At 65.5% G+C, this 21,679-nt stretch carries 21 protein-coding genes, 2 tRNA genes and 1 pseudogene; 14 read left to right on the plus strand and 10 right to left on the minus strand.

The genetic code is table 11. From position 1 onward, the window contains the following. Positions 1 to 142: 142 nt before the first annotated feature. The gene (locus G4G28_RS09205; protein WP_182988031.1) at positions 143 to 2,737 is read left to right on the plus strand and encodes a DNA translocase FtsK; all 2,595 of its coding nucleotides are present in this window, start codon (positions 143 to 145) and stop codon (positions 2,735 to 2,737) included. A gap of 185 nt (positions 2,738 to 2,922) precedes the next feature. Further along, a complete protein-coding gene (gene lolA / locus G4G28_RS09210) occupies positions 2,923 to 3,555 on the plus strand; it encodes an outer membrane lipoprotein chaperone LolA (protein ID WP_182988032.1) in 633 nt (210 codons plus the stop codon). 51 nt (positions 3,556 to 3,606) lie between these two features. Here the strand turns inward: lolA and G4G28_RS09215 are convergent, their stop codons facing one another. Further along, a complete protein-coding gene (locus G4G28_RS09215) occupies positions 3,607 to 4,164 on the minus strand; it encodes a hypothetical protein (protein WP_182988033.1) in 558 nt (185 codons plus the stop codon). Between the two features lie 189 nt (positions 4,165 to 4,353). On the opposite strand from G4G28_RS09215, the gene G4G28_RS09220 reads away from it, so the two are divergent. Further along, positions 4,354 to 5,658, plus strand: coding sequence for a replication-associated recombination protein A (locus G4G28_RS09220; RefSeq protein WP_182988034.1), 1,305 nt, complete (start codon positions 4,354 to 4,356; stop codon positions 5,656 to 5,658). Between the two features lie 37 nt (positions 5,659 to 5,695). Here the strand turns inward: G4G28_RS09220 and G4G28_RS09225 are convergent, their stop codons facing one another. Continuing rightward, positions 5,696 to 6,052 (minus strand): winged helix-turn-helix domain-containing protein, encoded by a 357-nt coding sequence (locus G4G28_RS09225; RefSeq protein WP_182988035.1) that lies wholly within the window; start codon positions 6,050 to 6,052, stop codon positions 5,696 to 5,698. A gap of 131 nt (positions 6,053 to 6,183) precedes the next feature. On the opposite strand from G4G28_RS09225, the gene G4G28_RS09230 reads away from it, so the two are divergent. The 3 genes from G4G28_RS09230 to G4G28_RS09240 all read left to right on the plus strand — a co-directional run bounded on the left by G4G28_RS09230 (position 6,184) and on the right by G4G28_RS09240 (position 8,309). Further along, on the plus strand, positions 6,184 to 6,741 hold the full coding sequence (locus G4G28_RS09230) for a hypothetical protein (RefSeq protein WP_182988036.1): 558 nt from the start codon (positions 6,184 to 6,186) through the stop codon (positions 6,739 to 6,741). Between the two features lie 99 nt (positions 6,742 to 6,840). Further along, a complete protein-coding gene (gene serS / locus G4G28_RS09235; protein WP_182988037.1) occupies positions 6,841 to 8,136 on the plus strand; it encodes a serine--tRNA ligase in 1,296 nt (431 codons plus the stop codon). A gap of 83 nt (positions 8,137 to 8,219) precedes the next feature. After that, positions 8,220 to 8,309 (plus strand) — tRNA-Ser (locus G4G28_RS09240). Between the two features lie 251 nt (positions 8,310 to 8,560). On the opposite strand, the gene G4G28_RS09245 is transcribed toward G4G28_RS09240, so the two are convergent. Continuing rightward, complete coding sequence (locus G4G28_RS09245; protein ID WP_182988038.1) at positions 8,561 to 9,001, minus strand: thioesterase family protein; 441 nt, start codon at positions 8,999 to 9,001, stop codon at positions 8,561 to 8,563. 109 nt (positions 9,002 to 9,110) lie between these two features. On the opposite strand from G4G28_RS09245, the pseudogene G4G28_RS09250 reads away from it, so the two are divergent. Both G4G28_RS09250 and G4G28_RS09255 read left to right on the plus strand, forming a co-directional pair. After that, positions 9,111 to 10,101 (plus strand): annotated as a pseudogene (locus G4G28_RS09250) (GlxA family transcriptional regulator). A gap of 83 nt (positions 10,102 to 10,184) precedes the next feature. Continuing rightward, positions 10,185 to 10,274, plus strand: a tRNA-Ser gene (locus tag G4G28_RS09255). 261 nt (positions 10,275 to 10,535) lie between these two features. Here G4G28_RS09255 and G4G28_RS09260 read toward each other — a convergent pair. From G4G28_RS09260 to G4G28_RS09280, 5 genes are all read right to left on the minus strand, one after another. After that, positions 10,536 to 11,021, minus strand: coding sequence for a hypothetical protein (locus tag G4G28_RS09260; protein ID WP_182988039.1), 486 nt, complete (start codon positions 11,019 to 11,021; stop codon positions 10,536 to 10,538). A gap of 131 nt (positions 11,022 to 11,152) precedes the next feature. Next, a complete protein-coding gene (locus G4G28_RS09265) occupies positions 11,153 to 11,473 on the minus strand; it encodes a GGDEF domain-containing protein (RefSeq protein ID WP_183108274.1) in 321 nt (106 codons plus the stop codon). Between the two features lie 8 nt (positions 11,474 to 11,481). Next, a complete protein-coding gene (locus tag G4G28_RS27765; protein WP_183108275.1) occupies positions 11,482 to 12,537 on the minus strand; it encodes a tetratricopeptide repeat-containing diguanylate cyclase in 1,056 nt (351 codons plus the stop codon). 11 nt (positions 12,538 to 12,548) lie between these two features. Continuing rightward, the gene (locus tag G4G28_RS09275) at positions 12,549 to 12,962 is read right to left on the minus strand and encodes a tetratricopeptide repeat protein (RefSeq protein WP_183108276.1); all 414 of its coding nucleotides are present in this window, start codon (positions 12,960 to 12,962) and stop codon (positions 12,549 to 12,551) included. Positions 12,963 to 13,282: 320 nt separating this feature from the next. Continuing rightward, on the minus strand, positions 13,283 to 14,347 hold the full coding sequence (locus tag G4G28_RS09280; RefSeq protein ID WP_229507972.1) for a class I SAM-dependent methyltransferase: 1,065 nt from the start codon (positions 14,345 to 14,347) through the stop codon (positions 13,283 to 13,285). 177 nt (positions 14,348 to 14,524) lie between these two features. Between G4G28_RS09280 and G4G28_RS09285 the strand changes: the two genes are divergently transcribed. The 6 genes from G4G28_RS09285 (at position 14,525) to G4G28_RS09305 (ending at position 19,588) form a co-directional block, all read left to right on the plus strand. Beyond that, positions 14,525 to 14,701, plus strand: coding sequence for a hypothetical protein (locus G4G28_RS09285; RefSeq protein WP_182988043.1), 177 nt, complete (start codon positions 14,525 to 14,527; stop codon positions 14,699 to 14,701). After that, on the plus strand, positions 14,698 to 15,582 hold the full coding sequence (locus G4G28_RS09290) for a neutral zinc metallopeptidase (RefSeq protein ID WP_182988044.1): 885 nt from the start codon (positions 14,698 to 14,700) through the stop codon (positions 15,580 to 15,582). Before G4G28_RS09285 ends, G4G28_RS09290 begins: the two co-directional genes overlap by 4 nt. A 197-nt stretch (positions 15,583 to 15,779) precedes the next feature. Further along, positions 15,780 to 16,970 carry a zinc-dependent alcohol dehydrogenase gene (locus G4G28_RS09295; protein WP_182988045.1) on the plus strand — a complete coding sequence of 397 codons (1,191 nt, stop codon included), beginning with the start codon at positions 15,780 to 15,782 and terminating at the stop codon, positions 16,968 to 16,970. Positions 16,971 to 16,980: 10 nt separating this feature from the next. Further along, positions 16,981 to 17,583 (plus strand): hypothetical protein, encoded by a 603-nt coding sequence (locus G4G28_RS09300; RefSeq protein ID WP_229424941.1) that lies wholly within the window; start codon positions 16,981 to 16,983, stop codon positions 17,581 to 17,583. Between the two features lie 449 nt (positions 17,584 to 18,032). After that, complete coding sequence (locus G4G28_RS25660) at positions 18,033 to 18,269, plus strand: hypothetical protein (protein ID WP_229507973.1); 237 nt, start codon at positions 18,033 to 18,035, stop codon at positions 18,267 to 18,269. Then, positions 18,182 to 19,588, plus strand: coding sequence for a M4 family metallopeptidase (locus tag G4G28_RS09305; RefSeq protein ID WP_229507974.1), 1,407 nt, complete (start codon positions 18,182 to 18,184; stop codon positions 19,586 to 19,588). Before G4G28_RS25660 ends, G4G28_RS09305 begins: the two co-directional genes overlap by 88 nt. Before the next feature lie 195 nt (positions 19,589 to 19,783). Here the strand turns inward: G4G28_RS09305 and G4G28_RS09310 are convergent, their stop codons facing one another. Both G4G28_RS09310 and G4G28_RS09315 read right to left on the minus strand, forming a co-directional pair. Further along, positions 19,784 to 20,494: a M23 family metallopeptidase gene (locus G4G28_RS09310; RefSeq protein WP_182988046.1), complete on the minus strand. Its 711-nt coding sequence runs from the start codon at positions 20,492 to 20,494 to the stop codon at positions 19,784 to 19,786. Between the two features lie 91 nt (positions 20,495 to 20,585). Beyond that, complete coding sequence (locus tag G4G28_RS09315) at positions 20,586 to 21,629, minus strand: L,D-transpeptidase (RefSeq protein ID WP_229507975.1); 1,044 nt, start codon at positions 21,627 to 21,629, stop codon at positions 20,586 to 20,588. Between the last annotated feature and the right edge of the window lie 50 nt (positions 21,630 to 21,679).

Genomic DNA, 21,679 nt, shown 5'->3' on the forward strand with positions numbered 1-21,679 from the left:
AGAATCAAGTCGCCAGGCGCTCGCAGATTAGCAACGCAGATTATAGACGATGATGCAGTCAAGCATGAATGGACGGCCCCGGCGCCCATATATGGCTTAGAATGACAGATTCCGCAAAAGCGAACCCATCAGCACTAGCAGCATGAGCAAGAAGAGTCCCACCCCTGTCGTGAATGGTCCCCGCAACGCGTCGGCGCGCACGCCGATGCCAAGCCGTCTCGCGCGCCTCCTGCTGGAAGCGCGCTGGATCGCCATGGCGGTCGCATTCCTGTATTTCGTCATGATTTTGCTCAGCTACAACAAGTCGGATCCGGGCTGGTCGCATGCCAACACGGTCGCGTCGATCTCCAACCTGGGCGGCAAGGCCGGTGCCTGGATTGCCGACCTGTTACTGTTCATATTCGGTTTCTCCGCCTGGTGGTGGGGCGTGCTGTTCCTGCGCGCCGTCTGGCGCGGCTACCGCCGCCTGACCGACAAGCTGGCCACGCCCAGGGAACCGGAGCACCAGGACGAGTTCATCGTCCGCTGGATCGGCTTTGCCATCATGTTTACCGGCAGCCTGGGCCTGGAATACCTGCGCCTCTGGCAGTGGAAGGTGGAATTGCCGCGCGCGCCCGGCGGCGTGCTGGGCCAGATCCTCGGCCAGGCCTCCCAGGTCGCCTTCGGCTTCACCGGCGCGACCCTGCTCCTGCTGCTGCTCTTCGGCCTGGGCTTTTCGCTCTTCTTCCAGGTGTCCTGGCTGGCCGTGGCCGAACGCATCGGCGAGGCGGTGGAAAGCACCATCGACTGGTTCCGCCTGCGCTATGAAGACCGCGAAGACCGCCGCCAGGGCGAAGCCGCTGCCGTGGCGCGCGACGAAGCGCTGGTGAGCGAACGTGCGCGCAACGACAAGGCGCCTGGTCAGGTGCCCGGCCGTGCCGAGCCTGAACTGATCGAATTCGACGAGGTGGCACCAAACCGTCCGGCGCCGCGCAGTGCGCCGCCGCGTGCCGAGCCGGTTCGTCCCGTCGAGCCCCAGCGTGTCGATACTGGCCGTGCCGATACTGGCCGTGCCGATACTGGCCGTGCCGAGCCGGTGCTCGACGTGCCCGTTGCAACGCCAGCGTTCGCCACCGCGGCGCAAACCGCAGCTGCCGAGCACCTGCCGTCGCCGATCAAGATCGAAGCGCAGATGCTGTCGGTGCCGAAAGGCGAGCGCGCCGTCAAGGAGCAGCAGACGCCGCTCTTCCGCGACTTGCCGGGCGACTCGCCGCTGCCGCCGCTGTCCTTGCTGGACGAAGCGCCGCCGGTGCAGGAAACCGTGGCCGTCGATACCCTGGAATTCACCAGCCGCCTGATCGAGAAGAAGCTGCACGACTTCGGCGTGGAAGCCAAGGTTGTCGCGGCTTACCCGGGCCCGGTTGTCACCCGCTACGAGATCGAGCCGGCGACCGGCGTGAAGGGCAGCCAGATCGTCAACCTGGCGCGCGACCTGGCGCGTTCGCTGTCGCTCACTTCCATCCGCGTGGTCGAAACCATCCCGGGCAAGAACTACATGGCCCTGGAACTGCCGAATCCGAAGCGCCAGATCGTGCGCCTGACGGAAATCGTCGGCTCCAAGGTCTACAACGACAGCGCCTCGAACCTGACGGTGGCGCTGGGCAAGGACATCGCCGGTAAACCCGTGGTGGCCGACCTGGCCAAGATGCCGCACCTGCTGGTGGCCGGTACCACCGGTTCCGGTAAGTCTGTGGGCATCAACGCCACCATCCTGTCGCTGCTCTACAAATCCGACCCGGCCGACGTGCGCCTGATCCTGATCGACCCGAAGATGCTCGAAATGTCGGTCTATGAAGGCATTCCGCACCTGCTGGCGCCGGTCGTGACCGACATGCGCCAGGCCGGCCATGCGCTGAACTGGGCGGTGAACGAGATGGAGCGCCGCTACAAGCTGATGAGTAAACTCGGCGTGCGTAACCTCGCCGGCTACAACACGAAGATCGCGGACGCGGCCAAGCGCGAGGAGCACATCCCGAATCCGTTCTCGATCATGCCGGACAATCCCGAGCCTTTGGCCAAGTTGCCGACCATCGTCATCATCATCGACGAACTGGCCGACCTGATGATGGTCGTGGGTAAAAAAGTGGAAGAGCTGATCGCCCGTATCGCGCAAAAGGCGCGCGCCGCCGGCATCCACCTGATCCTCGCGACCCAGCGCCCATCGGTGGACGTCATCACCGGCTTGATCAAGGCGAACATCCCGACCCGCATCGCCTTCCAGGTGAGCTCGAAAATCGACTCGCGCACGATTCTCGACCAGATGGGCGCGGAAGCCCTGCTCGGCATGGGCGACATGCTCTACATGCCGCCCGGTACCGGCCTGCCCGTGCGCGTGCACGGCGCCTTTGTCTCGGACGACGAAGTGCATCGAGTTGTAAAACATCTCCAATCGCTGGGCGAGCCGAATTACATTGAAGGCATCCTGGAAGGCGGGACGCTGGAAGAGGGCGGTGCCGGCGGTGGGGGCGATGCCATGGCCGGCGAAGGCGGCGGCGAGTCCGACGCCATGTACGACCAGGCCGTGGCGGTGGTGCTGAAGAACCGCCGCGCCTCGATCTCGCTCGTGCAGCGCCACCTGCGCATCGGCTACAACCGCGCCGCGCGCCTGCTCGAGCAGATGGAGCAAAGCGGCGTGGTCTCGCCGATGCAAAGCAACGGCAACCGCGACATCCTCGTGCCGGCAACGCAGGCGGAGTAAAGCCGTTGCGGCCGGCCGTGGTGCCAGGAACCGTAGGGTGGGCACCCCGTGCCCACGCGGTCGTACTGCTGCACACCGCAAAGCGACCGCCGGCTGCCAGCATCCGCACTGCGTTAAATGCCCAGCCGACACCGCGTCGTTTCCCGTCTATCCTGCACCCACGATTACTGAACCAAAGGACCCCGATGCCCAACACCAAAAACACCATCGCTCTCTTGATCGCCGCCGCCCTGGCGCTCTCAGGCGCCGCCCACGCGGCCGCCCTCGACCAGTTCAAGAGTTTCGTCGCCGGCACCAAGTCCGCCAAGGGCGAATTCACCCAGCAACAACTGAAGAAATCCGCCAACGGCAAGGCCACGCCCGCCTCCAGCGGCAGCTTCGTCTTCGCCCGCCCCGGCAAGTTCATCTGGAACTACCAGAAGCCCTACGAACAGGTGCTGCAGGCCGACGGCGACCAGCTCTACATCTACGACAAGGACCTGAACCAGGTTACCGTGCGCAAGCTCGGCAATGCTCTCGGCTCGTCGCCTGCGGCGATCCTGTTCGGCAGCAATGATCTGGAAAAGAATTTCACGCTGTCGGAAGCGGGAACGCGCGACGGCCTGGAATGGCTGAACGCCGTGCCCAAGGCGCGCGACACCACCTTCGAGCAGATCAGCATCGGCATGCGCAACGGCGCGCCGGAAGCGATGGAACTGAAGGACACCTTCGGCCAGACCTCGGTCCTGAAATTCACCAGCTTCCAGCGCAATCCCGCGCTGGGCGCCCAGCAGTTCAAGTTCGAGATCCCAAAAGGCGCCGAGGTCAGCCGGCAGTAAACAGTTGTTGTCCTGATAAACAATTGTCGGGTTGGCGCGGGTGCGCCTGGTTCAATAGATCTGCGTGCGCAGGTCGATGTGCTTGCCTGGTTCAAGCCCGACGAAGACCCCATCGGTCGGCGCGGCGACCAGCGTCACCCAGACCGTGTGCTCCTCGAAAAAGTAGGAGCGGTCCGAGCCGAACAGGGACGAGCGGAAGCGTCCGTTCCAGTCGATGCGGATGCTGTCGCCGACGCCGCCCTCGAACAGGGGCGAGGGCAGCCAGGCGGGCCATTTGGTCGTCAGCATGCTGGCCCAGGGCGGCTGCAGCGACACGATGAAACGCTCGCCGCTCGCGCGGGCGACCACGTTGTCCGGGTGCCCTGGGCGCGCGCGGTCCCAGTCCGGGTCCTTGATCCTTCCCACGCGATGCACCGGCACGAAGCCGTTTGACTCGTGCACCATCACCTCGTGACGGATCGTCGCCTCGTTCGCTTCCGCCGTCAGCTGGGGCAGGGGGTGCACCCGCGGCACCGCCAGCCGCGTGCCGGCATCGGCAGCGGCACGTGTCGCCTTGGTCCAGCGGAACCAGACGTCCTGCATCATCAGGACGGGAGGGGCTTTCTTCATCCGGAACTCCAGGGGAAAAGCGGATTATAGTGGCAGCGCTTCCATGAAAACGCCGTGGGTGCCTTTGCCTGTCTCAAGCGTGCGCGCCATCGCGGTGCGCAGCCCGCACAGGCAGCATCGGCTACACTAGTCGCATGCACAACCATTCGCAACAATTCCGCTATCCGTCGCGGCTCACGGGAGCGCGCCGTGGATGACCTGTTCAGGAACGAACCGGCGGCGCCGCTGGCCGAAGCCCTGCGTCCGCGCACCATCGACGAGGTCATCGGCCAGAGCCACCTGCTCGGTCCCGGCAAGCCCCTGAACCTCGTGTTCAAGTCGGGCAAACCCCATTCGATGATCCTGTGGGGCCCTCCGGGCGTGGGCAAGACCACGCTGGCGCGCCTGACGGCCTATGCCTTCGATTGCGAATTCATTGCCCTGTCGGCCGTGCTGTCGGGCGTGAAGGATATCCGCGCCTCGGTCGAGCAGGCCGAGCAGTACCTGGCGCGCGGCAAGCACACGATCTTGTTCATCGACGAGATCCACCGCTTCAACAAGTCGCAGCAGGACGCGCTGCTGCCTTTCGTCGAGTCCGGCCTCGTGACCCTGATCGGCGCCACGACCGAAAACCCTTCGTTCGAGGTCAACTCGGCCTTGCTGTCGCGCTCGCAGGTGTATGTGCTCAAGGCCCTGAGCGACGACGAAATGCGCCAGTTGCTTGCCCGCGCCCAGGAGCGCGTGCTCAAGCACCTGAAATTCGACGAGATCGCCATCGACACCCTGATCGGCTATGCCGACGGCGACGCGCGCCGCTTCCTGAACTTGCTGGAGCAGACCAAGACCTCGGCCGAGACCTCCGGCATCACGACGATCACCGCGGATTTCGTGGACAACGCGCTGACCCTGAATTCGCGCCGCTTCGACAAGGGTGGCGACAATTTCTACGACCAGATCTCGGCCCTGCACAAATCGGTACGCGGCTCGCATCCCGACGCGGCGCTTTACTGGCTGTGCCGCATGCTCGATGGCGGCGCCGATGCGAAATACCTGTCGCGCCGCATCGTGCGCATGGCCTGGGAAGACATCGGCCTGGCCGACCCGCGCGCCATGCAGATCGCCAACGATGCCGCCACCACCTATGAACGCCTCGGCTCCCCGGAAGGCGAGCTGGCCCTCGGCCAGGCGGTGGTTTACCTCGCCATCGCGGCCAAGAGCAATGCCGGCTACAACGCCTTCAATGCGGCGATGGCGTTCGTGCGCAAGGACAAGTCGCGCGAGGTGCCGGTGCACCTGCGTAATGCGCCGACGAAGCTGATGAAGGAACTCGGCTACGGCCATGAATACCGCTATGCCCACGACGAGCCGAACGCGTATGCGGCGGGCGAAACCTATCTGCCGGACGGCATGCCGGAACCGGGCTGGTACCAGCCGGTGCCGCGCGGGGTGGAATCGAAGATTGCCGAGAAGCTGGCCTTCCTGCGCCAGCTCGACGAGGATGCGCGCGAGGATTGAGGGCTCCGGGGAGCAGCGACGGCGGCGGCCTTGACGCTCAGTCCGACTTCGCCGCCTGCATCAGGCACCCCGACAGCTGGTCGAAATAGGCCAGGGCCGCCGGCGTGAGGTCCACCTGCTTGCGGCGCGTGTCGTCGGTGTCGGCCAGCAGGATCCAGCCTTTCTTGCGCATGCCCTTGATGCGGGTATGGATGGTGGCTGGGGCGCCCAGTTCCGCCTGCGCCATCAGGTCGCGCACGCACAGGCGCTGCTGCGCTTCGCGGGCGCGGCCGACGATGGACAGGATGCGTTCCTCGAGCGGGTCGAGCGGCGGCAGCGAGGGCAGGGCGCGCAGGGCCTGCGCCAGGTTCAGGAAGCGCAGGTAGACATCAGCGGGGCGCGTTGCCTTGCTCATGCAGGCGCGCTTCCGGGGTGTGAGCTAGGCTTGTCGGCATATCCGGTCATGTGTCGATTTTGAAATAAAGTTTCTTGATATAATCTTTTTTACGGCACTTTTGCCTATTCTACCGAAGTCGCCGCGAGCTCATGCCAGAAGTGAAGTTCAAGTTGTCCTTGTGCGGCGCCACCGTGCTGTTGTTCCTCGCCACCATCGCCCTCAACGAATTGCTGTTCACCCGGCTCGAGTTCGCACCGGGAATCAACTGGGTCTACCTTCCCGCCGGCGTCAAGCTTCTCAGTACGCTCTTGTTCGCGGAAGCGGGCGCGGCTGGCATCCTGATCGCGTCCTGGCTGGTGTGCTTCGGCTACTTTTTTCCGGACGATCCGCTGCGTTCCTTTATCGGCGGCATCCTGGCCGCCCTCGCACCCTATCTCGTCTACCGCTTCATCCTGTCCTCCAACGGAGGCAACGCCAGCCTGGCCGGGCTGTCGGCGCCGCGCCTGCTGTTCTATGCGCTGGCGTTCTCGATCGCCAGCCCAGGTCTGCACCACCTGTGGTTTGCCTTGCAGGGCGGCAAGGATGAGCTGTGGCGTAGTTTCCTCGTCATGGCCGGCGGCGACCTGGCCGGTACGCTGATCGTTCTCTACGCCGCGAAAGCGGCCTTGCTGCTCGCGCGGCCCTCGTCCGGTTCCCGCCGAAATTGACAAATCCCGCCCGAGAATTCGCTGCCAGCTTGGTACAATTGCACAATAGATAAACTGCGCGACATACCGCCAGCCCGACCTCATACTCCGATACCCATAATGATAGACATCCAACTCCTCCGCAAAGACATCGACAACGTCGCCGCCCGCCTCGCTGCGCGCAAGTTCCAGCTCGACGTGGCCGCGTTCAACGCCATGGAAGCCGAGCGCAAGGCAATCCAGACCCGTACCGAAGAACTGCAGGGCAAGCGCAACTCGCTGTCGAAGCAGATCGGCGTCCTGAAGGGCAAGGGCGAGGACACGGCTGGCGTGATGGCGGAGGTGGCGGGCCTGGGCGACGAGCTGAAGGCCAACGAAGTGGCCCTGGCCGAGGTGCAGGCAAAATTGGCGCGCTTCATGGAAGCGGTGCCGAACCTGCCGCACGAGTCCGTGCCCGCGGGCGTGGATGAAAGCGGCAATGTCGAGGTGCGCAAGATCGGCACGCCGCCACACTTCGACTTCCAGGTGAAGGACCATGTCGACATCGGCGAGAAGCTGGGCCTGGACTTCGACACGGCGGCCAAGCTGACCGGCTCGCGCTTCTCGGTCATGCGCGGCGGTATCGCACGACTGCACCGCGCGCTGGCGCAGTACATGCTCGACACCCACACCGAAAAGCATGGCTATACCGAGTGCTACACACCCTACATGGTCAACGCCGATTCGCTGCGCGGCACCGGCCAGCTGCCGAAGTTCGAAGCCGACCTGTTCTCGGTGAAGAAGGGCGGCGCGGAAGGCGAGGGCGAGCACTTCTACCTGATCCCGACTTCGGAAGTGTCGCTGACGAACATCGTGCGCGACGAGATCGTGGCACTCGACACGCTGCCGATCCGCATGACGGCGCATACCCCGTGCTTCCGCTCGGAAGCGGGCAGCTACGGCCGCGACACCCGCGGCATGATCCGCCAGCACCAGTTCGACAAGGTCGAGCTCGTACAGGTGGTCCATCCGGAGCAATCGTATGCGGCGCTCGAGGAAATGGTCGGCCAGGCCGAGTTCATCCTCCAGAGCCTGGGCTTGCCTTACCGCGTGATGTCGCTGTGCACGGGCGACATGGGCTTCTCGGCCGCCAAGACCTACGACCTGGAAGTCTGGCTGCCGGCACAGAATACCTACCGCGAGATCTCGTCGCTGTCGAACTGCGAAGCCTTCCAGGCCCGCCGCATGGGCGCGCGTTTCCGCAACGCCCAGAACAAGCCGGAACTGCTGCACACCCTGAACGGCTCGGGCCTGGCGGTCGGCCGCACCCTGGTCGCGGTGCTGGAGAACTACCAGCAGCCTGATGGCAGCGTGGCGATCCCGGACGTGCTGCGTCCCTACATGGGCGGCCTCGAGCGCCTGACGCCGGCGGCGTGAGCTCGACGCGCAAATAGCTCTTCCGTTTTCGCAAGCGGCTGCTATAATGTGGCCTCTCGCGAATTACAAGCGACCGGTTACCAGGAGAGGTGGCAGAGTGGTCGAATGTACCTGACTCGAAATCAGGCGTACGGGTGACCGTACCGTGGGTTCGAATCCCACCCTCTCCGCCAGTAAATGAAAAAGGCTCCTTCGGGAGCCTTTTTTATTTGCTGGCGGAGAGGAGCAGGGTCCTGCGGACCCTGCGCGTGGGATTCGAAGACCCGCGCCTGCAGGCGCGGGGGCGGCCCGCGGCACGTGGGCGAATCCCATCAGGCCCCGCCGGGGCCTGTTCTGCGCTGGCTCAGTGGGCGTTGCGGTTATAGCCGATACCCGTAGGGTGGGCACCCTGTGCCCACGCGTAACCTCCGAGCAGCCCGCACCCCTACCTCACACTCCCCGCGAACTCCTGATAATCCCCACTCCTCTCCAACCCCCTCAACAAGCCCGCCAGCCCCTCCGGCGGCACCGTCAACTTCCGCTTCGCCAGATCGAACCACCCCGCCGTCGACGTCACCCGCGCGCACAGCACCCCCTCCCGGTAAAACTCATTCCTCAGCATCATCCGGCTGCCGTCCTCCGACAGTCCCGCAATGCCCAGCGTCACATCGATGCTGTCGAGCAGCCGGCACTCGCGAAAATACTCGACCTCGTCGCGCATGACGACCGGCCCCAGTTGCAGGCGCATGAATTCCGACATCGGGAAGCCGTGCTCCGTGAAATACATCATGCGCACATCGGCCGACTTGTCGAGGTAGGCGGTGTTGCGCATGTGCGCGTTGAAGTCCATGTCGCCCCAGCCGGCGACCAGTGCTTTCGTGTACATGTTTTCTCCCGTGATGGATATGCGAACGCCGTCGCCAATAAGCCCACTGTACAGACCTGGCAGCCGATGAGATACTGGCCGGATTGACTTCTATGGTAGCGAACTTGCCATGCACATCCTTGTCCTCGTCCTGAACGGCGCCTTCGATACGGGTCTCGCCGCGATGCTCGATGCCTTCCAGACGGCGAACGAGCTCTCCGGCATGCTCGAAGGCCCGCAACCGCGCTTCCGGGTGACGCTTGCCGGCGTGCGCGCCGACGTACGCACGGCGCAGGGAATGACGGTGCCGGTGGTGCCGGCCGGTGAATGCGGCGTGCCCGACCTGGTCCTGCTGCCGGCGCCCGGCGACAAGATGCCCGCGCCGCTGGTGCGCACGCTCGGCGGCGGCGAAGTCCAGACGCCGCTTGCGCCCTGCGCGACTGGGCCGGGCAGGGCGCGCGCATCGGCGCCGCCTGCATCGGCAGCTTCGTGCTCGCCGAAAGCGGCCTGCTCGACGGCCACGAGGCCACCTGCACCTGGTGGCTGACGCCGCTCTTTCGCGAGCGCTATCCACACGTGAAGCTCGACGCCAGGCGCATGGTCGTCAGTTCAGGGCCGTATCTCACGGCCGGCGCCGCGCTCGGCCACCTGGACCTGGCGCTGTGGGTGATCCGCCAGGCCAGTCCGGCCCTGGCGGCGCTGGTGGCGCGCTACCTGATCGTCGACGAGCGTCCGGCGCAGTCGGCCTACGTGATCGCCGATCACCTGGCCCACGACGATGCGCTCGTCTCCGCTTTCGACCGCTGGGCACGCGCGCGGCTGGCCCGGTTTTCAGCCTCGAGGAGGCGGCAAGCGCGCTGGCGACGAGCAAGCGCACGCTGGCGCGCCGCCTGTCGGACGTGGTCGGCAAGACACCGGTCGCCTATGTGCAGGACCTGCGCATCGAGCAGGCGGTGCACCTGCTGCGCACGAGCGACCAGCCGATCGAACGCATCGCCGAACTGGTCGGCTACCGCGACGGCGTCACCCTGCGCACCCTGCTGCGCAAACGCCTGGGCAAGGGTGTACGCGAACTGCGTGGGCAACGCAGCGCCATGGCCGCGCAGCGCCGGTCTGGTTAAAACAATGCAAGCCGATAAACTTGCCACAACCGGTAGAGTGTCGCTATAATGCGGCCTCTTGCAGCGACCGCAACACCGATTCAGGAGAGGTGGCAGAGTGGTCGAATGTACCTGACTCGAAATCAGGCGTACGGGTGACCGTACCGTGGGTTCGAATCCCACCCTCTCCGCCAGGCAATAAAAAAAGGCCCCCTCGTGGGGCCTTTTTTCATTGCTTGGCGGAGAGGAGCAGGGCCCTGAGGGCCCTGCGTGTGGGCCCCAAGGGGAAGATTCGAAGCCGTGCGCCTGCAGGCGCACGGGCGGCCCGTGGCACGTGGGCGAATCCCACCGGGCCCTCCAGGGCCCGTTCAGCGCTGGCTCAGCCGGGGTTGCACGCGAAAAAGGCTCCCAACGGGAGCCTTTTTGATTCCACCGCTAAATCCGCTAACTGCCCCTCACGGCCACGGACAAACACACCCCGTCTCCAGCGACACCAGTGGCAAACTCGAATTCATCTCCGCCATATACAACTGCCGGTCATACACAAAGAACAGCCACGGCAACCCTTTCGCATCGCCCTGGTCCTTGAACGAACCGACATGCCCGCGCGCACAGCTGAGGGTCGCCAGCCACTTCGCCAGGTACAAATGATATTCGTAGAACCAGTAGGACTTCAGGTTCGGACAGGTGAAGTGCACGCCGGAGAACATGCCGGGATGGTCGCTGGCGCGCCACGAGGCCGACACATAGGCGCCGCCCGGGAACATGTTGGGACCGCCCATCGGATAAGGCGGCGCGCCGAGCTCGAAGAAGGCATGCCGCGGCCAGCTGTCGGGCGGGTCGGGCCGCTCGTTGAACAGATAGTCGAGCGTATGCAGCTCGAGAGGCGACAAGTCGTCGCGCAGTTCGATGTAAAAGCTGAAGGTGCAACTATCGGCCATGCGTGCTCCGTGGGAGGGTAAGCAACCGGGAGACGATAGCATGCTGAAAGTGGTCGAAAATGCACACTTTGTTGCACTTAGGACTATTTCGATGAACCCTGGAGCAATCGAGCCCCGGGCCGCGGCGCAAGCTAGGCGGAATCCTGCTGGCGGGGTCCGCGCACGCAGTGCAGGTCCAGCAAACCTGGCGGCAGGCTGCCGTGTCCGGCCCCGTCCAGGTCGGCGAGCACGGCAGGCACCGGCGCAAGCAGGCCGGTGACGATCCAGGCCTGGTTGCGCCCGTTCTCCTTGCCGTGGTACAGCGCCCAGTCGGCAAGGCGCAGCGCGCCTTGCCAGTCGAGCGCGCCGCTTTCCGCCCCCGGGCAGGGCAGGTAGACGACGCCGGCGCTCAGCGTGACCGCGACCTGGCAGCTGCCCGCGTCGACGGGCGTTGCGCCCACCGCATCGAGCACCCGGCCGATCAGTTCGGCAAGGTGGACTGGATTGGTTGCCGGGGCGTATACCAGAATTCTTCGCCACCCCAGCGCAGCACCATGTCGGTATCGCGCACCGCCAGCGCCAGGCGGCGCGCTACTTCGACCAGCACCGCATCGCCCACGGCATGGCCCCAGCGGTCGTTGATGGTCTTGAAGTGGTCGATGTCCATCAGGACGAAACAGTCGACGTCGCCCGGCGCCGCCTTGCGCCGCTCGCCGCTGCCGTGGGTGGCGCGCGCCGACATCTTGTCGACAAAGGAGCGGCGGTTGAACAGGCCCGTCAAGGCGTCGCGCATCGAGTGGAACTCGAGCTGGGTGTTGAGCTGCTGCAGGCGCACGGCGCTGCTGCGGGCACGCCGGTAGAGCACGAACACGACGGCGCCACCGAGCACAGTCAGCACGGCGGCAAGGGTCGTGACGAGCTGGGCCATGCGGCGGCTGCCCAGCTCGGCTTCCTTGATGCCGTTCTCGCGGTGCAGGAATTCGATCTGGCGCGTACGCTGGGTGGCGTCGAATTCTTCCTGGAGCGCCGCAATCGCCCGGTCGCGTGCAGCGCGATCGTTGGTGCGCCCCAGCTCCTGCTGCTGGCGCACGGTTGCCAGGGCTTCCCTGTACAGGCCGGCCTGTTGCTGCATGCGGCTCTTTTCGTCGAGCATTGCTTCGACGTCGCCCCAGACTTCGCCTTTGCGCAGCTCGGCAATCACGCCGTCGACCCAAGGGAGTCCTTCGGCCATGCGTCCCTGGCCCATCAGCGCAAAACCGAGGTTCGCCCTGGCCATCAGGATCAGGCGTTGCTCCTTGACGCGCTCCGACGCCGCCAATGCCAGCCGCGATTCGCGTTCGGCGCCGGGATAATCGTGCTGCCGCAGGAAGAAATCGGCGATGTTGCCGCGTATGTTGGCTTCCAGCGTGCTCAAGCCGCCCCGTTCGGCCGTGGCCAGTGCGTCGCGGAAGGCTGCAAGCGCCTCGCGGTCGCGTCCGAGGTGCACCAGCGCGGTGCCTTCCTTGAACTGGAGCTTGCCCATGGTGATCGGGCGCACACCGGGTTCCTTCAGCGCGCGGCGGGCGGTGTCGAGCCCTTTGCGGCGTTGTCGATGTTGATGTAGACCTGTGCGATTCTCGACCCGAGATAGGCACGGCGCTCGCCCGCGCCAGGTTCGTCCGGTACCAGGCGCAGGGCGCGCAGGAAGGCACCCAGGGCCTTTTCGTGCTGGCCCCTGGCGTTGAAGACATCGCCCCGGACCTCTTCCAGCGAACCGCGCAGCGCCGCAGTCGCGTTGGCCGGCATCGCTCGTGCGATGCGGTCGAGCTCGGCGGGCGCTTCCCCAGCCCGGTTCTGTTCGACCATTTGCTTGACCAGGCCGAGCCGGGCGGTCATCTCGGCCTGGGTGTCCTTGTGCTGGACGGCCAGGCGCAGCAGCGTGCGCGCGTCCTCGTGAGCCCGTTCGACGTGGCCCGTTTCCACGTACAGGGGATGCCGGCCTGCAAAACGTCACGCCGCAGCGCGTATGGCGCGTCCTTGCCGAGGCCGGCCTCCGGGGCCTCGAGCCGGCGCAGCGCCTGCGGCGAGGAGGTTTCGGCCAGTTTCGCGATCGCCGCGAGTTCCGCGCGTGCGGTGCTCCACTGTGCAGGCGCGGACGGGGCCGCCGACAAACTGGCACAAAGCAGGGAGGCAGCGAAGGCGAGGGCGGCGCGGGCGGCAAGCGGCATGGAGGGATTCGGCGTGGCTGGGAAGGTGGGGCGAGCATGGGTGTCGCCACCGTATCGCCGCGATCGCTCCATTATCTACGGAAATATAAATTGATGCAGAGCAATGTCTTCAAGCAAGAGGATGAGGCCACATGATTGATGTGTGTACGCAACAACAGCGCGCCGGTACGCCTGCGTCTCCTGCTGGTCAAGCGCGTCGCGTGGCTTGCAACCACACAGCCGCGATCCGTTCCACGTCCTCGTAGCCTTCGCAGTCGAGCTGGCCGCCGAAAATGTCCGGGTCGAGCTCTTCATACGTCCAGCCCGGACAGGTCGCGTCCAGGCGTGGAGCAATGACGTCGCGGAATTCGTCGCGGCCGTCGACAATCGCGATGCCCGTGTAGAGCAGCAGGGTGCCGCCCGGGTTGAGGCGATCGAGCGCGGCTTCGACGATCGCCAGCGACAGGCCGGCCCCATGCATGTCGCCGCCGTGGCGGTAGCGCAGCTTGTCGGGGTCGAGGATGTAGGGGGATTCGATAGCACCAGGTCGAAGCCGCCGTCGAGGTCCTTCAGCAGATCGCTGTGGCGCGTCTCGACGCGCGCGGTGCCCGCCAGGCGCGCATTCACGGCGGCCAGTTCGAGCGCGCGCGCGTTGATGTCGGCGGCGACCACCTGCGCTTCTGGAAAACGCGCCGCCACTTCGATCGCGCCGGCGCCGCTGCCGGCCCCGATATCGACCGCCCGGCCGGGCGTTGCCAGCCTGGTCATGGCGCGCTGCGCCGCGGCGATGTAGCGGTAGGTATCGGGGCCGAAGAACACGGCATCGTCGTCGCTGGTGGGGAATCGCGAGTGGAAGTACAGGCGCTCGCCGATCGTCGAGGCGCGCACGGTGGCGCACAGGCCGCCGCCGCGGCTGGCCTCGCGCTCGCTGACGACACCGGCGCGCCGCATCAGCGCGAAGATGTGCGCGGGCAGGGTGTCCTCGCGAAACGGCCGGCTCCAGCCGAACACGCCGCGCAGGTCGCGCGCCCGTGCGTTCTCCTCGCGGCCATTGACGCGCCGGTGGGTGGCAGGGGTGACGGTGGTGAAACGGTAGCCTGCATCCTGCAGGGCCTGGCCCAGCGCGAGCAGGGCGTCGAAGTCGAGAGTGGTCTGGGTCATCCGGCGAGCATGCGCGAACACGGATTCATGCTCTGTACGGCAGCGAACAGAGTATCCCGTTTGCATGCAGCTCGTGCTTTATGTGAATGTCCGAACATACCGGCATGGCGCGTATCGCCATACTGGTGGCATGCCAGGCTGGCAAGGGTGCCGGCGGGCGTCACATCAAGGATGACCATGAAGCCATTGCTTCCGGATCAGGAACACGTCCGCGTCGAGCGCGAAGTCGCGCGTGAACGTCACGAGCGCGAGCTCAACGACGAAGCCCGCGCCGGCCTTGCCCGCGACGACGAATTTCGCCTGAAAGACGCCCGCGAGAGCCTCAATTCAAGCAACCTGAGGAGAACACGATGAAATGGGAAGGCGGTCGCGAGAGCGATAATGTCGAGGACATGCGCGGCGGCGGCGGTGGCGGCGGAGGAGGAGGTTTCGGGATCGGCGGCAAGTCGGTCGGCCTGGGCACGGTAGCGATCGCCCTCGTGGCATCGCTCATCTTCGGCGTCGATCCAGGCACAGTACTGGGGGTACTGGGCGGGGGCTCCCCTTCTCCCCAGGTGCAGCAGCCGCGCGATCCGAATGCGCCCCGCGCAACCGACCGTGAATCGCGTTTCGTGCGCACCGTCGTCGGCTTGACCGAAGATGTCTGGACGCCGCTGTTTCGCGAGCAGGGCGGCACCTACCAGGCACCGACGCTGCGCCTGTTCGAACGCCGTACCGATACGGCATGCGGCGCGGGCAACGCGGCCACCGGGCCTTTCTATTGCCCGGCCGACCAGAAGGTCTACATCGACCTGAGCTTCTTCCGCATGATGCAGGAGCGCTGGCAGGTCGGCGGCGAATTTGCCCAGGCTTATGTGATTGCCCACGAAGTGGGACACCACGTCCAGAACCTGCTGGGAATCTCCGACAAGGTCCACAACGCCCAGGGACGTGCGTCCGAAACCGAAGGCAATGCCTTGTCGGTGCGGCTCGAACTGCAGGCGGACTGCCTGGCGGGGGTCTGGGCCTACCACGCCAACAAGAAGCAGTCGATCCTCGAAGCGGGCGACGTCGAACAGGCGCTGGCGACCGCCACCGCCATCGGCGACGACGCCCTGCAGCGCCAGGCACGCGGCGAAGTGGTGCCCGATTCCTTCACGCACGGCAGTTCGGCCCAGCGCGTGCGCTGGTTCAAGCGCGGCATCGAGAGCGGCGACGTCCAGCAATGCAATACCTTCGAAGCGCGCCAGCTGTAAGTGGCGGCGGCGAGCGCGATGCCATCAGGAAGTTTCGCTTTCCTGCTGCGAACAGTCGGCAACAAGGCGTGAAAATCGTTTAAAAAAATGGCGTTCATTTCCGTGCGCCTATCGTAATTCATAGCGTTTTGACATAAGTTTAAAGCCCATGCGTCCGCACCGATGAGTGGACACGCAAAACTTTTGAGGAGGAATTTATGCTGGCAATGAACTACCGGGGGCCCTACCGCGTGCGCGCCCAATACAAGTCCGACCCGACCATCGAACACCCGGGCGACGCCATCATCCGCGTCACGCGCTCGTGCATCTGCGGCTCGGATCTGCACCTGTATCACGGCATGGTGCCGGACACCCGGGTGGGCCACACCTTCGGCCACGAGTTCATCGGCATCATCGAGGACGTGGGTTCCGAGGTCACCACGCTGAAGGTGGGCGACCGCGTGCTGGTACCCTTCAACATCTTCTGCGGCTCCTGCTTCTTCTGCCAGAAAGAGCTCTACGGTAATTGCCACAATGCGAACCCGCAGTCGACCGCGGTCGGCTCGATCTACGGCTACTCGCACACGGCCGGCGGCTACGACGGCGGCCAGGCCGAATACGTGCGCGTGCCGATGGCCGACGTCGCTCCCATCAAGATCCCCGACGACATCCACGACGACGACGCCGTGCTGCTGACCGATGCACTGCCGACCGGCTACCAGGCGGCGGAAATGGGCGACATCGAGGAAGGCGACACCGTCGTCGTGTTCGGCGCCGGTCCGGTCGGCATCTTTGCCGCCAAGTCGGCCTGGCTGTTCGGCGCCGGCCGCGTCATCGTTGTCGACGAGCTCGACTACCGCCTCGAATTCGTCAAGAACTATGCGCAGTGCGAAGTGGTGAACTTCAAGGAAGTCGGCGACATGGCGCTGCACATCAAGAAGATGACCGACTGGCTGGGCGCGGACGTCTGCATCGACGCGGTCGGCTGCGACGCCGCCGGCAGCGTGGCGCAGACCGTCACTGGCCGCCTGATGAAAATGCAGGCCGGCGCCGCCACCGTGCTCCACTGGTGCATCAATTCGGTGCGCAAGGGCGGCAATGTCTCGATCGTCGGCGTGTATGGCCCGACCTTCAATGCGGTACCGATCGGTAACGCCCTGAACAAGGGCATCACGATGCGCATGAACCAGGCCAGCGTGAAGCGCCACGTGCCACGCCTGATCGAGCACATCCGCGCTGGCCACATCGATCCGAAAGCGATCATTACGCACCGCATCCCGCTCGAGGAAGTCGCCGACGCCTACCACATCTTCTCGAGCAAGCTCGACAACTGCATCAAGCCGATCCTGATTCCGCCGCGCGCCTATGAAACGACGCGCCCGGTGACGAACAGCGTGTCGGAAGAATAAGGAGAAGCGCATGGACAACCGCACGATCGTCAAGACCGATTACTACCCCGACAACAACGCCGAGCAGGACCAGGACTACGCCCACCCGACCATGAACGTGCCGGTGCAGCCCGAGGCGCGCCAGCACCGCCGCACGCGCGAGTCGCTCACCCACATCAAGGGCTGGGGCGCCGACCTCGACCGCAAGAACCGCCCCGGCGTACCGATGGAACGCACGCCGCCGCGCTACACGCCGGCCAACATGCCGACGCCGCCCGCGCAGCACCAGCACGTCGAGGTGCTGGTGTCGAACGAACGCCCCGGTATCACGCCGCTGCACGGCACGGTGCAGCCGCCGTCGGGCCTGTCGGGCATGATGCGCCGCGCCGCCTTCAAGTACACCGAGAACGACCTGCGCCACTGGCTGATGCTGCTGGGTGCGGACCGCGTCAACGTGGTCGAGGGCATCGTCGAGGACCTGGCCCACGGCCATGTACCGAACATCCTCGGCGAAATGGGCATCAAGTCCGAATGGGAGCACAACAAGGCAGGCCTGGCGAAGAAGGTCGCGATCGCCGGCGTGCTGGCCGGTGCCGCCTACTACCTGCTCAAGCGGCGCGACGAGCGTTATTGAGCTGCGCCGCGGGCAGAGCCGCAGCCATCGCGGCACTCCATTGCGCCGCTGCTTCCGGGGCCCGCAGCCCGCACTACCGTGCGCGCTGCGGGACTTCTTGCGTTTGAGCAAAATCTCCCTAATCCAGCTCGTCCACACTCGAAGAAGGTCCGGGCCGCGTTTGCGTCCGGAAAACTTCGATTGGAGACGAGATGACCCTACCCGCAACGACCAAGGCGCGCCTGCTGGCCCTGCCGCTCGGCATCCTGATTGCCGCTTCCTGCGCCCGGGCGCGCCCATGATGAGCGCGCCCAAGGCGATGACGAGCCAGGCCGGCGCCGACCTGGTATCGCGCCTGGCCCGGGGCGCGCTTCACGCGGGCTCGACAACAACCACGGCTTCACGGTCTCGCTCCAGCACCCCGGCATCCGGGTAGCCAGGTAGTACGCGCCGCGCACACCTACAAGGGCTTGCGCATATTCGGCTCGGAATCGGTGGTCGTGGTCGACGCCGCTGGCGCCATCGTGTCCGAAGCGGCCTCCGAACGCCGCCTGCACCGGGACGCGGCCAGGCCAACCGGCTCGGCGCCGTCACGGCGGACTACAGCGTCAGGCCGGCCATGCCGCCGAAAGCCGCCATCGATGCCGCCGTGGCCGCCACCGGTCGGGGCGCCAGCCACGTGGCACCGCCGAGCGCGGAACTGCTGATCTACCCGGTCATGAAGATGGAGCGCATCCCGGAAGCGCAGGACAAGCCTGAATCCGAGCTCAATGCGCTGGACGTGCGCGACGTGGTCGACCACTACGAGCTGGCCTACCTGGTGCGCACCCGCATGCAGCGCGCCGACCAGCCCCTGTTCTTCGATACCGTCGTCAGCGCGAAGGATGGGCACATCGTCGAGCGCTGGAGCATGTTGCAGACCGTCGTCGGCGTCGGCAAGAGCCAGTACAACGGCGAGGTGCCGATCAGCACCACACAGGATGGCGCCACCTTCCGCATGCTCGACCCGGAGCGCGGCACCAAGGGCGCCTATGGCGCGATGGCGATTACCAACGCCAACAACTCGAGCAAGGCCGGCGAGATGTACACCAACAGCACCAATACCTGGGGCGACGGCAAGCAGTACATCCGCGGCGGCAGCACAGTCGACGCCAACGGCCAGACCGCGGCGGTCAATGCCATGTGGGGCCTGATGAACACCTACGACGCCCTGAAGAACGTGCTCGGCTGGCAGTCGCTCGACGGCCACAACACGGCCACCTACATCGCCGTGCACGTCAACACGGCCTACGACAACGCCTACTACAGCGACACCTGCCGCTGCATGTTCATCGGCGACGGCAGCAGCTTCAGCAGCCTGGGCTCGATCGATGTCATCGGCCACGAAATGGGCCATGGCGTCACCGCGGCCACATCCGACCTGGTGTATTCCGGCGAATCGGGCGGGCTGAACGAAGCGAGTTCGGACATCGGCGGCGAAGTCGTCGAGGCCTATGCCCGCGCCGGCGGCAAGGGAGACGCGATTCCCGCGGGCGGCAACGACTGGATGCTGGGCACCGAAATCAGCCGCAACAAGACCCCGCTGCGCTGGATGTACCGCCCGAGCAAGGACGGCAGCAGCCCGGACGCCTGGAGCACCTCGCTCAAGCGCCTGGACGTGCACTACAGCAGCGGCCCCAACAACCGCATGTTCTACTTCCTGGCGCAGGGATCGAAAGCGGAGAAAGACGGCGACTACTACAGCAAGTATCTGGTGAAGTCGCCGGCGGCGATGAGCGGCATCGGTACGGACAAAGCCTTCCGCATCTGGTTCAAGGCGAACACGACCAAGTTTACCTCGAGCACGAACTATGCCGATGCGCGCGCGAAGATGGTCGAGGCGGCCGAGGAGCTGTACGGCAAGGGCAGCGTTGAGGCGGTGGCGGTGCAGCGCGCCTACGCGGCCATCAATGTCGGGGCGGATGTGGACGAGCCTGCGACAGCGGAACCCGGCACCGAGGCGCCGGACGCGGTCGCGGCCAGGTAGTCCCGCGTAGGGTGGGCTCTCGAGCCCACGCGGTCTCATCGCTTGATCAGCGCCTCACGTGTTGCGAAATGGCATGGTGTGCAGGCCGCCATCACATGAATTCAGGTTTGTCTGCGTGGTTGCAACATCGCTGGTAGGCGTCCTGTGATACCACGTGGGCTCGAGAGCCCACCCTACGAATGCGACAAAGCCCGCTCAATCCCCCATCAGCGGATACGGATTGACCGGCGTCCCTTTCCACCACTGCTTCTCAGGCGTGAGCGCCACCACCGCGAAGTGCAGGTGCGGCGCGTTCGGATCGGCATTGCCGCTGACGCCGACATAGCCGATCAGGTCGCCCCGCTTGAGCTGCATGCCTTCCTTGATGCCGTCGGCGTAGCGGTCCAGGTGGGCGTAATAATAGGCGTGCTGTTCGTTCGGATCGAACTGGTACAGGGTGACGCCGCCCGGCTTGCTCTGGAACAGCTTGGCGACCTTGCCGTCGGCGACGGCGCGCACCGGCGTGCCTTTCGGGGCCATGATGTCGAGCGCCTCGTGGTGGCGCTCCTGGCCACGCGGCTGGTCGAAAGTATCGGTCAGCTGGCTGTAGGCCACGCCCTCGACCGGTACGAGCAGCTTGGCCGGCATGCTGCCGCCTGCGCTCAGTTCCGGCGCGGTCGTGCCGTTGCTGGCCACGTGCGGGGCGGGGCGGATCGGCAGGTCGGCTTCGCTCAGGTCGGTCTGTACCAGCCCGCTGTCGGAGCCCGTGGCGGCTGGAGCCGGTGCCGGCGGGCCGCCGGCCGGCGCGGGCAGGGCGCCGCCATCGGTAACGATCGGATCCGGCGCGTCGGCAATCTCGCGCAGGTAAACGAACAGACCGCCCGCGCCAACCGCGACGCCGAGCAGGAAGGTGACCAACCATCTCATGCAAGCCTCCCGATATCAATGGGCAGCGCACCGAGGCGCTGCCCGGATCGCTACTGAACTACCTTCGAATGTCCTTTGAACGACACCTGGATCAATCCTGCAGCACGACAGGCGTGCCCGCCGCCACCACACTGGCCACTTCGGCCGCGCTCCAGTTGGTCAGGCGGATGCAGCCGTGCGATTCCGTCTTGCCGATGAATTTCGGAACCGGGGTGCCGTGGATGCCGTAGTGGGGTTTCGACAGGTCGATCCAGGCCACGCCCACCGGATTGTTGGGGCCGGCGGCGATGGTGGCCTTCTTGTCGCCCGGTTCCGCGTCCCAGAACAGCTTCGGGTTGTAGTGGTAGGTCGGGTTCGGGTGCACGCCTTCGATCTTCCAGCTGCCGATCGGCAGCGGATCGTGCTCGCTGCCGGTCGAGGCCGGGTACTGGGCGATGACGCGTTCGGCAGCGTCGAACAGCATCAGCACCTTGCGGCTGTCGCTCACGACGACCTTGGCCGCCGGCGCCAGCGGCTGGCCGCCGTGGACGCTTGGTACCACGATCTGCTCGCCCGCGCGCGAGAAATTCTTGCCGGGGTTCAGGCGCGCGATCAGGTCGGGACTGGCGTGGAATTTTTCGCCCAGGCCTTCCAGTGGCGAGGCATAGCCCATCTTTTGCAGCTTGGCCTTGTCCATCATGTCTTCGGGAATAGGCTGGAAGGGACCGGCCACGTCCTCGGCCGCAAGCACATAGTTGACGAGGGTCGGCGTCGTGTCCTGGTTCAGCGCGTTCCAGGTCGCATCGTCGAGCTTGCCGGTAGCCGGCAGGTTGCGTTGTTGCTGGAAAGTGGTCACGGCCTGGCGCATGTTCGAGCCATAGGCGCCATCGATTTCGCCGGGCGACAGGTGCATGCGGTCGAGCAGCACCTGGGCGCGCAGGTTGCGCTCGAATTCGGCGCGCTCTTGCTCGCTTGACACCGCCTGGCCCGGCGCCCCGTTGGCCGCGAGGCCTGGCTGCTGGGCGGCTCCCTGGGTTGGTTGTTGAGCCGGCTGTGCAGGCTGGGCCGCTGCGGCTGCCATCGAGGGCAGCCAGGGCGCGGCGGCGAGGGCCGCGGCGAAGGCGGGGAGGGCGAGCTTGTTGACGATGTTTTTCATATGGCACCTGCAATACTTACTGAAGGAAACCTCAGCGTAGGCGCGCGCAC

The sequence above is a fragment of the Massilia sp. Dwa41.01b genome, from assembly GCF_014171775.1.
GTDB lineage: Bacteria > Pseudomonadota > Gammaproteobacteria > Burkholderiales > Burkholderiaceae_D > Telluria.